The sequence below is a fragment of the Streptomyces sp. NPDC087422 genome, assembly GCF_044744145.1.
Lineage (GTDB): Bacteria > Actinomycetota > Actinomycetes > Streptomycetales > Streptomycetaceae > Actinacidiphila.
On the sequence record NZ_JBIUXT010000008.1, the window covers coordinates 46355 to 60674 of the forward strand.

Consider the following 14320-nt stretch of genomic DNA (forward strand, 5'->3'; position numbering starts at 1 on the left):
GGAGGTGGACCGTGCTGTGTATGCCAGGTGTCTATCAACCCCAGCAGGACACCCACCTCCTGATGCGGGCCATGTGCCGCGAGGCCGTGGCGCCCGGGATGCACGTACTGGATCTGTGCACCGGCAGCGGCGCGCTGGCCATCTGCGCCGCGCGGCTGGGCGCCCGGGTGACCGCCGTGGACATCGCGTGGCAGGCCGTGCTCTCGGCCCGCGCGAACGCCCTGAGGGCCGGGCGGCGGGTACGGGTGCTGCACGGCGACCTCGCGGGGCAGCGGGGGCGGCACGACCGCCCGTACGACCTGGTGGTCAGCAATCCGCCCTACGTCCCCTCCCCCGCGGCCGAGCCGCCGGTACGGGGCGCGGCCCGCTCCTGGGACGCGGGGCACGACGGGCGGGCGGTCGTGGACCGGATCTGCGCGACCGCGCCACGGGTCCTGGCGCCGCACGGCGTCCTGCTGATGGTGCACTCGGCGCTGTGCGGGGTCGAGGCGACGCTGGCCTCCCTGGCGGAGGCCGGGCTGCGCGCGGCGGTGACCGACCGGGAGCTGATCCCCTTCGGGCCCGTACTGCGCGGACGAACGGCGTGGCTGCGGCAGGCGGGACTGATCGACGGGGAGCAGGACAAGGAGGAGCTGGTGGTGATCCGTGCCGAACACGCCTGAGCGCCCGCGCCGCGTCCTGGTCGAACGGGACGGGCCCGTCCTGGTCGAGGGGCCGGTGACCGTCGTCGGCGACGACGGTGTCGCCGTGACCTCGCACCGCTTCATGGTCGCGGTGTGCACCTGCCGCCGCAGCCGGACGCACCCATGGTGCGACACCAGCCACCGCCGCCGGTCCAAGGGCGGCGGGGACGGAGAGCCGCCGGCGTGCGGCGCGCAGCGGACGGCTCCGGCCGGGCCGGAGGGAGAGACCTGATGACGACCGCGTACCCGACCGCGAACCCGCCGACCGCGAACCCGACCTCCTACCGTGAGTCGCGTGCCACCACTCCCCCGCTTCCGACGCCCCGCGGGCCGCTGTCGGCCGCCGTGGTGGCGTCGCTGCGCGACGGCGCGGGAGAGCTGCCCGGCGCCGGTGCCGTGGCCGCCGCCGATCCGTACGGCGACGACCTGCAACTCGCCCTGTATTCGCTGTACGAATTGCACTACCAGGGCTTCGCGGGTGTGGCCGACGACCGTGAGTGGGACGTGGAGCTGCTGCGGACGCGCGGCTTCCTGGAGGACCGTTTCCTGCGCCAGGTGCGCGCGGACGCGCCGACCCGCCCGCACGCGGCGGACTCCGTCGCCGCCCTGCTGGTCGAACCGGTGGGAGACGACGGCACCGGTGTCAGTCATTACCTCCAGCCCGAGGGCCATCTCGAGCACTTGCGGGAGTACGCGGCCCTGCGGTCCCTGTACCACCTCAAGGAGGCCGATCCCCACGCCTGGGTGATCCCGCGCCTCCACGGCCGGGCGAAGGCGGCGATGGTCGCCGTCGAATTCGACGAGTTCGGCGGCGGGCACGCGGAGGACATCCACGCGCGGCTCTTCGCCGACCTGATGACGGACCTCGGCCTGGACACCGCGTACGGCCGCTATCTGGACGCGGCGCCCGCCGAGGCGCTGGCGGTGGTCAACCTGATGTCGCTCTTCGGCCTGCACCGCGCGCTCCGCGGCGCGCTCGTCGGGCACTTCGCCGCCGTCGAGATCACCTCGTCGCCGGGTTCCCGGCGGCTGGCGCGGGCGATGCGCGCCAACGGCGCGGGCCCTGCCGCGGAGCGCTTCTACGACGAGCACGTCGAAGCGGACGCCGTCCACGAACAGGTCGTACGCCACGAGGTGATCGCTCCTCTGCTGGCCGCGGAGCCGCAGTTGGACGCCGACGTGGTCCTCGGCATCGAGGCGACCGGGCTGCTGGAGGACCGTCTCGGCGCGGCGCTGCTCGACGCCTGGCGGAACGGACGCAGCGCGCTGCGCACGCCGTTGGAGCCGCTACGGGACTGGCCGTCGCCGCGCACCGGAGGCTGACGGTTCCCCTGCCCGACGCGGGTCCGAGGAATTGACCCACCGGCCCGGTCCGGTGGCGGCACCATGGGCTTGGGGGCGCGCCGCCGGGCCGGTGGCCTCTTCCGGGGGGGGCGGGATACGGGTCAGGACGGACGCGGGGGGCGGGCCGTGTGGTCGGGGTGGCCGTGCGTGCGGCGCGCCTCCTTCATCTCGGCCTCGTGGATGTGGCGCGCGCCGCCCGCCAGGTCGGTGCGGATCTGCTCCTCCATGCGCCGGAAGGGTTCGACGTACGTGTCGTCGTACGCCTCGACCATCTGGAAGGTCCAGTAGCCCGGCAGGACGTTGCGGCCGACGATCTCGCGTTCGAGCCGCTCCGCGTGTTCCGCGTGGCCCGCGGCCCTGAGGTGCTCGACCGCCTCGCCGAGTCGCAGGTCGGCTCCCCCGGTGAGCTGGTGGAAGTCGTACAGCCGCCCGCGCGCCCGCTCCACCGTCTCGAGGGCTTCGGAGAGGATGCCGAGCGCCTCCACCGAGGCGTCGCTCAGCCCTGCGGGACGTCGGGCCGGTGCCGCGGGGCCGCGCTCTTGTTCATGGTTGGTCATGTGCAAGACCTTCCCCGGCCGGCCGTGTCCATCACGGCGATCGGAGCGCCCGGCGCGACCGGCCCGCGGCGGGAGGCCGGGGGCGCACCGGGGACGGCCGGCGGCCACGGCGTCGCGGGGAAAACCCCTTGGCGAAGCGTGCCCGGACCTTGCTACCCTCCCCGAGGCCGTGCGAGAGAACGAGGAGGTGGTACCCGTGAACGCAGTATCCACATGGGTGCTCCCCTCTGGGGCCACGGTCGGGCGATAGGTCGTCCGGGAGCGCCGTCAACGAGCACTCCCGAAAGGCACGACCATGCGATTCACTTCTGAGCAGCGCCTCGACGAAAGCGTCCTCGAACGCGAATTCACCCTCGGCGAGATCCCCGGCATTTTGTGGACGCCCGATGCGGCGTCCGCGGTGGCACCGGTGCCGCTGATTCTGCTCGGCCACCCTCCCCTCGGGCTGCGCAAGATGTACCCCCGGCTGCTGGGCCGGGCCCTGGGCTGCGCGGCGGAGGGTTTCGCCACGGCCACCATCGAGCTCCCCGGAAGCGGCGACCGGCCCCGCCTGCCCCCCCTCGACGAGGCCCGCGCCGACCTGCGCCGGGCGATGGAGACCGGCGAGCCGGTCGGCGACGAGATCGTCCACGCCCTGGTCCTCCCCCTGGTGGAGGCGGCCGTCCCGGAATGGCGGGCCGCCCTGGACGCCCTTCTCGCACTGCCCGAGGTCGACGGCCCGGTCGGGTACTCGGGAGGGGTGATCTCCGTCGGCGTCCGGCTGGCGGTGGTCGAGCCTCGCGTCTCGGCCGCCGTTCTGTTCGCCGGGAGCCTCGTGCCCCGCGCCATCTTCGAGGAGGCCAGGCAGGTCACCATTCCCCTGCACGTCCTCCTTCAGTGGGACGACGAAGGCAACGACCGGCAGGCGTCCCTGGATCTCTTCGACACCTTCGGCTCCAAGGAGAAGTCCCTCCACGCCCACCTCGGCGGACACGCCGGAGTCCCGGAGTCCGCGGGTGCCGCCGCGGCCCAGTTCTTCACCCGCCACCTGAAGTAGCGGCGCGCCGTCAGACCGGTCCCGGACGGTAGCCCGCTCCGACCGGGACGGCCCCGGAGGAGCGCCGCCACCGGCTCGGCGGCGCTCCTCCACACACGGCCCTACGACCGGAGGCACCGGGGAGCGACGTGGATCGGTCACCTCTGGTCCGACGGGACTTCTCTGACTAGAGTCAGAGAATGGACGCACGAGAGATCGCCCAGGTGCGGCGGTTCAACCGCACCGTCACAGAGCGCGTGGGCGTGCTCCACGACCGTTATCTGGGCCGCGACCGGCCGATCGGTGAGGCCCGGCTCCTGTGGGAGATCGGCGAACGGGGCCAGGACGTACGCCGGTTGCGCGAACGGCTCGGCCTCGACTCGGGATACGTCAGCCGTCTGCTGCGCTCCCTGGAGACGGACGGGCTGGTGACGGTGGAGCCGCTGCCCCGCGACAGACGGGTGCGCACCGTCCGGCTCACCGACGCCGGTCGCGCCGAGCGCGCCGTGCTCGACGGTCGCAGCGACGAACTGGCGGGTTCCCTGCTGGAGCCGCTCAACGCCGTCCAGCGCTCCCGGCTGGTCGCCGCCATGGCCGAGGTCGACCGGCTGCTGACCGCCGCGACGGTCACGCTGGACGTCGTCGACCCGGACCACCCCGACGCCGAGCACTGCATGCGGTCCTACTTCGCCGAGTTGCGCGAAAGCTTCGACGCCGGTTTCGATCCCGCGCGCAGTCTCCTGCCCGACGCCGGTGAACTCCGGTCGCCGCACGGCCTCTTCCTGGTCGCCCGGCTGCACGGTGAGCCGGTCGGCTGCGCCGGTCTGAAGCTGCCGCCGGGGGCCCCGGCCGAGATCAAGCGCATGTGGGTCGCGCCGCGGGCCCGCAGACTCGGCCTCGGCCGCCGCTTCCTGGCCGAACTGGAACTGCGGGCCGCCCGCGACGGCCGGGACCTGCTGCGCCTTGACACCAACAAGGCGCTGAACGCCGCGATCAGCCTGTACCACTCCTGCGGTTTCGAGGAGGTCGCGGCCTTCAACGACGAGCCGTACGCCCACCACTGGTTCGAGAAGCGGATCACCACACCGCCGTCGGGATGAGCCACCACCGCCACGATGGCCGCGGCCACTGCGGCCTCACCCGGTGAAGGGGTGGGGGCCGAGGCGGCCCCAGGTGATGAACAGGGCCAGGCAGAGATAGAAGAGGTTGAGGAGGACGAAGGGGGCTTCGGCCGGGCGACGGGCGTGGGTGGTCATCGCGCCGACCATCAGGAGGCACCAGCAGATCGCGGTGACGGGGACGAAGAAGGGGGCCACGTCGAGAGCGGCGGGAAGGATGAGGCCGAAAGCGGCGAGGAGTTCGAGGACGCCGAGGGATTTGACGAAGGTGACACTGGCGTCGCCGGTCCAGCCGCCGCCGTGAGTGGCGGTCAGTTTGTCCTTGGGAATGAATGCCTTGGAAACACCGCCGGTCAGTGCCACCGCGGCCAGCAGCCCGGTGACGATCCACAGCGCGAGGTTCATCGTCCGCTCCTTGATCGGGAATTGCCTGTGTCCCGTAGGACGAGACAGCCGCCGCGCCCTGTGACACGCCAGCGGAAACGGCGCGGGACGAAGACAGGACGGGCACGGGACCGGGCGCGGCCAAATACGCTGAATTTGCGCATGCTTGAACCTTGTGCGGGCCGCTTTCACCCCTTTTACCCTCCCCACAGAACCCGTGGGACCGAGAAGTCAACTCCCGCCACTGGCGTCCCCACACGTAACAAAGCGACCAATTGAACCCATGTGATGCAGGTCGGTCCAACCTGCTTACGGGGTGGGGCGACGTACCGCTATTCTCAGCCCCCGAGTGTTCGTAGAACGACGTCAGCAGGGAGACAAGTCACCATGTCGCACGATGTACCGCCGCCGGGCCCACCGACTCAGCCGCCGAGCGCGAGCGGCCCGTCCGGGGGTTCTTTCGACCCGGCTTCGGTCAACCGACTCGACTGGGCAATTCTCGGTATCGGGTTCATTGTGTTGATCTTCTCGTTCTTCGACTACTACTCCTGGGATTTCGGGAGCGGTTACGGCATCAACCTCGGCAGCGTGAGTTGGAGTGCCTGGCACTTCAGCCACGGGCTGTTCATAGCCTGGTTCGCGATGGTCATCACGGTGCTCAGCGCCGCGGTGCTCGCGGTCAGCCTCTTCGTGCCCACCGTCACGCTGCCCGCGCCCGACCGCATGCTGACCTTCGTCGGCTTCGCGGTGGGCTTCGTCCTGTACCTGATCGCGATCTTCGCGCACTCCGACTTCGGCCCGGCCGGTGGCCACGGCTTCAGCTTCTGGGTGAGCCTGATCCTCGCCGGTGTCGGCGCGGTCCTCGCTCTCATGCGGGCCCAGCAGACGAACACCGCACTGCCCGGCAAGCTCAACAGCCTCCCGCGCGTCGGCCGGTAGTCAGGCAGTCCGCAGCACCACTCGCACCACACGCGGCACCGGCCGGACCGCCGCCCCACCCTCAGTACGGTGGAGGCGGCGGTCGGGCTCGCGGCTCTCGCGCACCGACGCGTGCGCGCCGCGCACCACACGCGCTACGCCTACGCCCTGCCCGCCGCTGCCACCGCCGCCCGTACGAACGAGGCGACAAGCGCCCGGTCGTCGCTCCGCGACCACGCCACGACCAGCCGGCTCGTGGGCGCGTCGGTCACCGGCACGCACACCAGACCCGGATGCGCCGGCTCGGCGAGCGACCGCGGCAGCACCGCGATCATCCGCCCCAGCACGATCATCTGGACCATCTGCGGCACGTCCGCGACCTCCGGCCCGCTCCCGTCGTCGGGCACACCCGCCCAGCCCACGCCCTGCCAGCGCGGCAGCGTCTCGCCGTCCAGATCCGCGAGCCGCAGCTGCGTACGCCCGGCCAGCCGGTGGTCACGCGGCAGGATCGCCACCCGCCCCTCCACGAACAGCGTCTGGGACGCGAGCCCGGTCAGGTCGTCGAAGGGCGCGTACAGCAGCGCCACATCGGCCCTGCCGTCCCGCAGGTGGTCGGCCCGGTCGGTGGCGCCGCCGAACAGCACGTCCACCCGGCGCGCGTCCGGCCGTTCCGCGTACGCGGCGAGGATTCCGGACAGCAGATTGGCGTCCCCGCCCGGCTTGATCACGAGCCGCAGCTGGGCCCGCGCGTCACCGGCCCGGCGCGCGCTCTCGGCCGCCGCGCCGACCGCGTTGAGCGCGTGGCGGCCGTGGTGCAGCAGCGCCTCCCCCGCCGGGGTGAGCGCCACATGGCGGCTCGTACGGGTCAGGAGCAGGACACCGAGGCGCGACTCGACCCGCCGGATCGCCTTCGACAGCGCGGGCTGCGCGATGGACAGGCGCTCGGCGGCACGGCCGAAGTGCAGTTCCTCGGCGACCGCGACGAAGTACTCCAGCTCGCGCGTCTCCAGGTCACTCATGCCCTCAGGTTATCGCCGATGATCCAGAAGGTCTTGGACGTGGCGGCCGGGCGGCGGTTCCATGGACCCATGATCAGCCATACGATGATTGTCTCGTTCGAACCGTCGATCCCGGACGCGGACCTGGATCAATACCTCAAGGACATCGAAAGCCTGATGGTGGGCTCCGGGCACGTGCGTACCTTCTCCGCCCGGCGCCACATCCGTGTTCCCGCGGACGACCACAGCCCGGTGTTCACCGCCACCGCGATCGTCCACATCGGCGTCGCCGACCTCGACGCGCTCAACGCGGCCTTCGCCATTCCCGGCACCGAGGAACTCATCAGCCGCTGGCAGGCCCGCTACCCGTACCAGGTCGTCTGGGCCAACCACGAGCCGCTGGCCTGACCGACCGACCGGGCGGGCGCGTGCTCAGTGCGCGCGCTTCCGCCGCACCCACGCCACGACGAAGCCGACGGCGGGCAGGGGCAGGGCCAGGACCGCGAAGAGCGCGGCCAGCGCGAGGACGATCGCCGCCTTGCCCGCCGGGCCCTCGTCACTGGCGCCGACGATCCGGACCGCGCAGGAGGCCGCCGCCCCGGCCACCGCGAGCGCGGCCACGGCGACGGCCTCCCGCCGGACGCCCAGGCGTCCGAGCAGGACGCCCAGCGGGATGCCCAGGACGCCGACTGCGACGAAGGCGGCCAGCAGGGTGACCACCGTGGGGTCGACGGGCGAGGCCGCCCTCGACGCCCACGGAGTCGCCACCGCGGCGGCGATCCATGGGGCCGAGGACAGCCAGGCCCTACGCGTCGTGCGTGTCATCCGTTATTTGTTCTCCATGGCGTTCCGCAGATTGCGGGCCTGCTGCTGCCACTGCTGCTTGGCGGCGCCCATCTTGACCCCGGCCCACGCGAACAAGTTCGACCCCGTCGTGTATGCCTTCTGCGTCAGGTACACGCCGTCCTTCCGGGACGAGATCGAGAACTTGATCTGCGAACCGGCGTCGTCGAAGTATCCCTTGTTGGTCACCGTGAAGGTGAAGGAGGTCTTGTCCTTGAAGGACACCTTCACCTTGCCGGGTCCGCCCGCGATCCGGCCGAGGCCGTGCGCGATCGAGTCGCCCGGGTGCAGCGTGCACATCGCGCCCTGGGTGAAGGCGTCGCAGCCGGTCACCTTGAACGGGAACATCTCCTTCGGGTGCGCCTTGAAGTAGGCCATGATCTCCTCGGGTGTGCCGAGGCTGTTGGGCCCGATCAGCTCCGACATCGTGTATTTGTAGCTCGGGTGCGGCGAGAAGGCGACGGACTTCTCCTGGGCGTGCGCGGCCGCGTACGTGTCCCGCTCGGGCTCCGGCGCGTTGCCGCCGTACAGGTCCTTGATCAGGTCCTGCCACCGGTGTTCCCTCGGCGAGGAGATGCCGAGGGTGCCGCACAGGTCGTCGCAGTGGCGTCGCGCGTAGGAGACCTTGCGCTGCGTCTTGAGGCTGACGTACGGGTTCTGGTTGACCTTGCTGCTGCTGCACTCGGTGTGCACGCAGTCACCGGTCTGGGTCGCCCACGCGCTGCAGTCCTTGCCGCAGGCGTTGCCGTGCTCGTCACAGCCCTCGTGACCGTTGCGGCAGGTGTACAGGCCCGTCGGGTCGCTCTGGGAGACGGGGTCGTTGCCCGCGTACGCGTAGCCGTTGAGCGACTGCGGGTCGCTGGTGTCGAGGTCGGCGTCGACCGAGGTGAAGCGGCCGGTCGACGGGTCGTAGTCGCGGGCGCCGAGGTGGGTCAGGCCGGTGCCCGGGTCGTTGACGCCGCCGACGAAGCCCTTGTCCCCCGACCAGGCGGTCGGCGCCGTGCCGCGTGGTTCCCCGAAGGGGGTGGTACGGCGCTGCTGCATGGTCAGGTCGGCGCCGTTGATCTGGAGTTGGCTGGTGCCCTGGCTGTCGGCGATCAGGAACGACACCTTGTTGTCGTCGGTGCGCATCGCCTGGTTGCCGTCGCCGAGGTCGTAGTAGCGGGTGGCGCGCGGTGTGGTCGACCCCTTGGCGAGGGCGACCTCGGTGCCGCCGAGGTAGAGCGTGCTGCCGCTGTCGGTACGGACCACCAGCCGGTTGCCGTCGGCGTCGTAGACGTACGAGGTGGTCTTCGTACCGCCGTTGCCGTCGACCGCGGTCACCTGGGTCAGGTGGCCCTCGGTGTCCCACACCTGGGTCTGCTTGGCCGCGCCGACCGTGCTGGTCTGGGTGCCGCCGATCGCGTCGTACGTGTAGGACTTCAGCGTGCTGCCGCCGGGGCCCGTGGTCCGCATCTGGCTGAGCGTGTGCGGCTGGGGGCTGGTCGGGGCGGGGTAGGAGTAGTCGCGGACGGTGTCCTGTGCGGTGGCGCCGGTGGCGGAGTGGTCCGTCTCCTTGGTGCGGTCGCCCGCCTTGTCGTAGCCGAAGGACTGCCAGTACGCGGCCGGGCCGCCGAGTGCCGCGGCGCTCGGGGTGGCCGCGCAGCCCGCCGAGCCCTGCGCCCACGCCTCGGTCAGCCGGCCCAGGTAGTCGTACTGGAAGCACTGGGCGTCGGTGCCGTCGCGGGAGACGTCGGTGAGCGAGGTGATGTCACCGGCCGGGTCGTAGCCGTACGTGGCGGACTTGTCGGTGCCCGGCGCGTCCTGCCGGTCGACGCGGGAGTTGGACAGCCGCTGGGTGCCCCACTGGTAGGTGTTGGTGACCTGGGTCATCTTCTGCCCGGCCGCCTGGAAGGTGTACTGGAGCGCCTGGCCGGTGTAGCTGTACGTGGTGTTGGTCGTGTACGTGGCGCCGCCGGAGCCGGACACCGTGCTGGGCCGCAGCACCTCGTCGTAGGTCGGGGTGACCGCTTCCGCGGGCAGGCTGCCCGCCGCGGGGTAGCCGACGGACTGCGTGGTGCCGTCCGCGTTGTACTGCACGTTGCCCTGGTAGGAACCGGCGAGCGCGCCTTCGGCCGCCGGGATCGTGGTCGTCGTGCGGTGGGCGCGGTACAGGTTGTCGTACAGCGAGTAGGCCACGGTGTACGCGGAGCCCGTGGCGCCGCCGACGTAGCGGGCGGCCGAGGCGATCTGGCCCTTGAAACCGGCCGGGTCCCACACGTGCTTGGTCAGCAGCGGGCCGGTCGCGTCGCCGTCGTGGGTCTCGGTCTCCCGGCCGAGCCCGTCGTAGAGGTGGGTGACGCTCTTGCCGCGCTGGTCGGTGCTGGAGACCAGTTGGCCGCGGTCGTCGTAGCCGGAGTCGGTCGTGCCCTTGTCGGGGTCGATCGCCTTGGTCTGGTTGCCGCGCTGGTCGTAGCGGTACTCCCAGACGGTGCCCGACGCGTCGGTGACCTTGGAGAGCTTGCCCGCCGGGGTGTAGTCGTAGAGCGTCTTGTCGTACGGGCCCGTGGGTGTCGCGGCCTGGTACTGGTCCAGCTCACGGACGTTGCCGCCCGCGTCCACGACCGTGGTGGTCGGTGTGCCGCCCTTCGGCGGGGTGACCGTGGTGCGGTCGCCGCCGTAGGCCGTGGTGGTGGTCGCGAGGACCTGGCCGCCGTCGCCGTTGCCCGCGATCTGCTGGCTGCGCACGACCCGGCCGAGACCGTCGTAGGTGTTCCACGTCTGCGTCTCGACCGACAGCGCGTCGTCCACCTTGTACAGCACGGTGGAGGGCGCCTTCGCCGCGTAGTACGAGGCGAAGGTCTTCGCGGGCAGGCCGCGTTCGTCGTAGAAGGTGTCGGATACCAGCATGCCGCCCTTGGGCCCTGGCGTCTGGGCCTGACGGACCCTCAGGAAGCCGTCGTACAGCGCGTACGCGGTCTGCGTGCCGGTGCCCGCGAGGCTCGTGGTGGCCACCACCGGGGGCTTGCCGTCGGCCAGTGTGTACGTGAAGGCGGAGTTGGGCGTCTGGTTGTTGGCCTTGGAGCGGTCGGGCAGCCAGATCCGCAGCTTGCGGCCCAGCGCGTCGTATGTGGTGTCGGTGCGCTTGCCGTTGGTGTCGACGACCGTGACGGGCAGCCCGCGTACGGGGTCCAGGGTCGTGGTGGTGGTCTGCGCGGTGCTCGCGTCTCCCGCGGTGGCCGGCGGTGTGGTGACCGTCGTCGTGGTCGGGAAGCCGGTCGCCGGAGCGTAGACCGTGGTCGTGACGCGGCCGTCGGTGCGGTCGGTGCGCTGGGGCGCGCCGGTCACGGTCGCGGTGACGTTGCCGCTCAGATCGGTGGCCGAGACGGCGCGGCCGTAGGAGTCGTAGGCCGCGGCGGACTCCAGGTAGGTGGCGGTGGTGCCGTTGTGGGACTTCAGGCTCGCCACGTGCGTGGCGTCACCCGCGGTCGGCGCGGCTCCGTAGGCGCCGTCGTAGGCGGTGCGGATGTCCGACAGGACGTCCTTGGTGTAATCGGGGGTCGCCGAGCAGGGCACCGCGACCGTGAGAATCCGCGAGGGGTTGTCCAGGATCCAGTCGGTGGCGTTGTCGACGTAGGTGGTGGTGGCGCACCGGTCGTCGGCGGCGGTGGAGATGTCGCCGTGGTCGTCGGTGGTCAGGACGCGGCCCGCGGTGTTGTCGAAGGTGCGGGTGACGTCGGTGATCCGCCACGACGAACCGGCGCCGTTGTCCAGGGAGGTCCAGGCGCGGGTCTCCGCGGTGCCGGTCAGATTCGCGGCGATGGTGCCCCAACTGCGGGTGACCGAGGCCGTTTCGTGGTGCCAGGGGGTGCTGACGGTCTTGTCCAGCACCTTGCCGTCGGGCCCGGAGTAGTGCTCGGTCTTGTACTCGACGCCCGCCAGCGAGTCGTGGTCGGTGATGGTGCCGCCGTTGTCGTCGGAGACGGTCACGGTGCGCTTGCCGCCGGTCGTCTTGTCGGCGTCCATGCCGCGCAGGTAGTAGTGGTCGGTCCGCGAGCTCATGCCGACCGGGTCCTGGCCGCCGGTCTCGACCTGGACGTGGGCGTAACCGCGCCAGGTGGACCAGGACTTGTACTTCTCCTTGGTGATGCCGTCGTCGGAGTCGTAGTGCCAGGCGGCCCCGCCGAGGTAGTCGTACCTGGTGACCTCGTCGGGCGAGGAGGCGGTGCGGTCGGACTGGATGACCTGCTTCACCACGTACTTGTTGAACCACTGGCGCGACGGGTCCTCGTCGCCCTCCTTGGTGAAGGACTGCGGGAAGCAGAGCGTGGTGTTGGTGTCGGGGGTGGGCAGGTGCGCGGCGTCGCAGGCCGCGGTGGAGTAGGTGATGTCGGTCTGTCCGCCGGTCTCGTCGTCGATGGTCGAGACGCGTTCCTTGATGAACGGCGAGGTGTTGTCACCGGGGATGTCCAGCCGGTTGGTGCGCTGGTCGTATCCGAAGGTGATCTTCGGCATGGTCAGGTCGGGCGCGCCCTCGGGGGTGTCGGCGTTGCCCGTGTGCTCGATCGACGCCAGCTCCAACTGGTAGTCGATGTCGGCCATGCCCCACTGGTGGCCCAGCTTCCACGTGTCGACCGGGGTGTACTTCCCGGCCGAGGTGAGCACCTGCGAGGTGACCGCGGTCAGGCGCTCGCGGGTCCAGAAGGACGGGCCGAAGGAGTGGCAGTCGCCGGTCGACTTGCAGTTGAGGTCCCACGGCGTGTCGTACCAGGGGGAGGCGGCGTTGTCGATCTTCGAGGCGTCGCAGGCGCCCGCCGTGGCGGACAGGCACCTCTCCCCGCTGGTGAAGGCGACCTGCGCGAGGGCCTTGGCCGAGTACATCGCGGTGGACTTCAGGCCGTAGTCGATGTGGTCCAGGTAGCCGCCGCGGACGTAGGTCGTGGGGCTGGCGGCGGTCCTGGCGCGGCCGTAGTAGTTGGTCTCCTTGGTGTAGTAGTACGCGATGGCGTTGCCGTGCGGGTCGACGGAGTAGTCGAGATTCCACCGCCAGCCCTGCTGGCACCAGGAGTTGGCGAAGGTGGAGGCGTGGCACGGCTCGTCGGCGTTGTTGCCGAAGACCGGCACGGTCCACGTGGAGTCGGTGGTCGCCTTGCCGCTCGCCCAGCCGGGCAGCCGGTTGTAGCCGAAGTAGTACTGGCTGCCGTCGGTGAGCGTCAGCCGCCAGTACTCGTCGTTGCGCGCGCCGTTGGAGCGCACGTCGGTGGAGGTGCCGTAGACCCGGTCGACCTTCGTGCCGTCGTCGCCCTTGATCCGGAAGGAGTTGGTGCCGGTGGCGACCAACTGGCCGGAGTGGCCGTCGAAGGAGATCGACGCGTTGTCGTACGCCCAGCACAGGTCCTCGTACTTCTTGCCCGAGGAGTCCTTGGCGCCTTCGTCGCCGCAGGACTTGTAGCTGCGCTCGATGTAGCCGGGCGACAGGTCGAAGCCGTCACCGGCCCAGGACGCCTGGTTGTTGGTGCTGCTGGTGCGGCCGTCGACGCTGCCGGAGTCGTAGGACAGGCCGACCTTCGGGGTGAAGCTGCCCGGCACGTCGGGGGCGGGCATGTCGTAGGACCAGGTGAAGGAGCCGGTGTTGGGCCCGACGTTCCAGTTCGAGGACGGGGACAGCGACGTGGCGGTGTAGTCGCCGTGGTCGCTCGACGTGCCCGCGGTGGCCGCGAGGACCGTCGCGGTGCCGGGCACGCCCGAGGACGCCAGGGTCAGCGCGTCGGCGGTCAGCGTGTGCGCGGCCGCGTCGTTCGTGGCGCGGACCGGGGTCCGCGTGGTGCAGGCGGGCTTGTCGGGGGTGGTCAGCGCGCACGCGGGCAGTGTGACCAGGCGCAGCCGGGCCGCGTAGGCACCGCCGTACGCCTGGGCGTACGCGCTGTCGTCCACGCGGACGCCGACCGTTCCGCCCTCGGCGTCCGCCCGCGGTGCGACGGTGAACAGGAGGCCGTCCACGCCCGCGGCCCGCGTGGTCTTCCGGTCCAGGACGCGTACGGTCGCGGCGCCGGTCAACGGCGCGGCCGTCGCCTTGGCCGCGCCGCGGGCCGTGGCGGATGTCGCCGCCGCCGGCACGGTGAGGGTCACCGGGAGCTTTCCGGCGCGCACCGCCGTGGGCTCGGCGTGCGCGGCGGGCAGCGTCACCGTGGCGGTTCCGGGCGCGGCCCAGGACTTCTCCGCGGCCCGGTCGTCGGCCCGGTGCGGCAGGCCGTCCTCGGCGCGGGGCGCCGTCGTGGTGCTGGAGTGTCCGGCCACGGGCACGCCCGGGGACGGTGTTCTCGGCATGTCGTCGGCCTGGGCCGCCGGTAGCGCGGCCACTTGCAGCAGGCCCGCCACCAGTGCTCCGCAGGCGAGCAGCGCGGCCTTGCCGCGCGCGCCGCCCGTTGATGTCCGTCTGTCGCTCACGCTTGTCCCGTCCCCATCCCTCACCGTGTGCGCC

12 protein-coding genes are annotated in these 14320 nt (G+C 71.3%); 7 read left to right on the forward strand and 5 right to left on the reverse strand.

The features are described from left to right. Positions 1-20 precede the first annotated feature (20 nt). The 3 genes from ACIO6U_RS24850 to ACIO6U_RS24860 are packed head-to-tail and all read left to right on the forward strand — an operon-like array spanning position 21 to position 2006. Positions 21-662: a HemK2/MTQ2 family protein methyltransferase gene (locus ACIO6U_RS24850; protein WP_355345559.1), complete on the forward strand. Its 642-nt coding sequence runs from the start codon at positions 21-23 to the stop codon at positions 660-662. After that, entirely contained in the window at positions 646-915 is a 270-nt protein-coding gene (locus ACIO6U_RS24855) for a CDGSH iron-sulfur domain-containing protein (protein WP_401722349.1), read from the forward strand. Before ACIO6U_RS24850 ends, ACIO6U_RS24855 begins: the two co-directional genes overlap by 17 nt. Beyond that, complete coding sequence (locus ACIO6U_RS24860) at positions 915-2006, forward strand: iron-containing redox enzyme family protein (RefSeq protein WP_401722351.1); 1092 nt, start codon at positions 915-917, stop codon at positions 2004-2006. The genes ACIO6U_RS24855 and ACIO6U_RS24860 overlap by 1 nt, the downstream gene beginning before the upstream one ends. Before the next feature lie 122 nt (positions 2007-2128). Here ACIO6U_RS24860 and ACIO6U_RS24865 read toward each other — a convergent pair whose 3' ends face one another. Further along, positions 2129-2584 carry a hypothetical protein gene (locus tag ACIO6U_RS24865; RefSeq protein ID WP_355345568.1) on the reverse strand — a complete coding sequence of 152 codons (456 nt, stop codon included), beginning with the start codon at positions 2582-2584 and terminating at the stop codon, positions 2129-2131. Positions 2585-2879: 295 nt separating this feature from the next. On the opposite strand from ACIO6U_RS24865, the gene ACIO6U_RS24870 reads away from it, so the two are divergent. Beyond that, on the forward strand, positions 2880-3620 hold the full coding sequence (locus ACIO6U_RS24870; RefSeq protein WP_401722353.1) for an alpha/beta hydrolase: 741 nt from the start codon (positions 2880-2882) through the stop codon (positions 3618-3620). 179 nt (positions 3621-3799) lie between these two features. Next, on the forward strand, positions 3800-4699 hold the full coding sequence (locus tag ACIO6U_RS24875) for a GNAT family N-acetyltransferase (protein WP_401722356.1): 900 nt from the start codon (positions 3800-3802) through the stop codon (positions 4697-4699). Positions 4700-4735: 36 nt separating this feature from the next. Here the strand turns inward: ACIO6U_RS24875 and ACIO6U_RS24880 are convergent, their stop codons facing one another. Beyond that, entirely contained in the window at positions 4736-5122 is a 387-nt protein-coding gene (locus ACIO6U_RS24880; RefSeq protein WP_355345577.1) for a DoxX family protein, read from the reverse strand. A 495-nt stretch (positions 5123-5617) separates the two neighbouring features. On the opposite strand from ACIO6U_RS24880, the gene ACIO6U_RS24885 reads away from it, so the two are divergent. Further along, a complete protein-coding gene (locus ACIO6U_RS24885) occupies positions 5618-6040 on the forward strand; it encodes a hypothetical protein (RefSeq protein WP_355345580.1) in 423 nt (140 codons plus the stop codon). A 140-nt stretch (positions 6041-6180) separates the two neighbouring features. On the opposite strand, the gene ACIO6U_RS24890 is transcribed toward ACIO6U_RS24885, so the two are convergent. Continuing rightward, a complete protein-coding gene (locus tag ACIO6U_RS24890; RefSeq protein ID WP_401722360.1) occupies positions 6181-7038 on the reverse strand; it encodes a LysR family transcriptional regulator in 858 nt (285 codons plus the stop codon). Between the two features lie 18 nt (positions 7039-7056). On the opposite strand from ACIO6U_RS24890, the gene ACIO6U_RS24895 reads away from it, so the two are divergent. Further along, entirely contained in the window at positions 7057-7425 is a 369-nt protein-coding gene (locus tag ACIO6U_RS24895) for a hypothetical protein (RefSeq protein ID WP_355345586.1), read from the forward strand. A gap of 24 nt (positions 7426-7449) precedes the next feature. Here the strand turns inward: ACIO6U_RS24895 and ACIO6U_RS24900 are convergent, their stop codons facing one another. Both ACIO6U_RS24900 and ACIO6U_RS24905 read right to left on the reverse strand, forming a co-directional pair. Next, positions 7450-7842 carry a hypothetical protein gene (locus ACIO6U_RS24900; RefSeq protein ID WP_401722363.1) on the reverse strand — a complete coding sequence of 131 codons (393 nt, stop codon included), beginning with the start codon at positions 7840-7842 and terminating at the stop codon, positions 7450-7452. Between the two features lie 3 nt (positions 7843-7845). Further along, the gene (locus ACIO6U_RS24905; protein WP_401722366.1) at positions 7846-14286 is read right to left on the reverse strand and encodes an RHS repeat domain-containing protein; all 6441 of its coding nucleotides are present in this window, start codon (positions 14284-14286) and stop codon (positions 7846-7848) included. Positions 14287-14320: the final 34 nt, after the last annotated feature.

Bases quoted from the DNA above. Each gene is read 5' to 3' on its own strand.
- ACIO6U_RS24865 (WP_355345568.1), bottom strand. From the start codon at position 2,584: ATGACCAACCATGAACAAGAGCGCGGCCCCGCGGCACCGGCCCGACGT.
- ACIO6U_RS24870 (WP_401722353.1), top strand. From the start codon at position 2,880: ATGCGATTCACTTCTGAGCAGCGCCTCGACGAAAGCGTCCTCGAACGC.
- ACIO6U_RS24890 (WP_401722360.1), bottom strand. From the start codon at position 7,038: ATGAGTGACCTGGAGACGCGCGAGCTGGAGTACTTCGTCGCGGTCGCC.
- ACIO6U_RS24875 (WP_401722356.1), top strand. From the start codon at position 3,800: ATGGACGCACGAGAGATCGCCCAGGTGCGGCGGTTCAACCGCACCGTC.
- ACIO6U_RS24900 (WP_401722363.1), bottom strand. From the start codon at position 7,842: ATGACACGCACGACGCGTAGGGCCTGGCTGTCCTCGGCCCCATGGATC.
- ACIO6U_RS24860 (WP_401722351.1), top strand. From the start codon at position 915: ATGACGACCGCGTACCCGACCGCGAACCCGCCGACCGCGAACCCGACC.
- ACIO6U_RS24880 (WP_355345577.1), bottom strand. From the start codon at position 5,122: ATGAACCTCGCGCTGTGGATCGTCACCGGGCTGCTGGCCGCGGTGGCA.
- ACIO6U_RS24850 (WP_355345559.1), top strand. From the start codon at position 21: ATGCCAGGTGTCTATCAACCCCAGCAGGACACCCACCTCCTGATGCGG.
- ACIO6U_RS24895 (WP_355345586.1), top strand. From the start codon at position 7,057: ATGATCCAGAAGGTCTTGGACGTGGCGGCCGGGCGGCGGTTCCATGGA.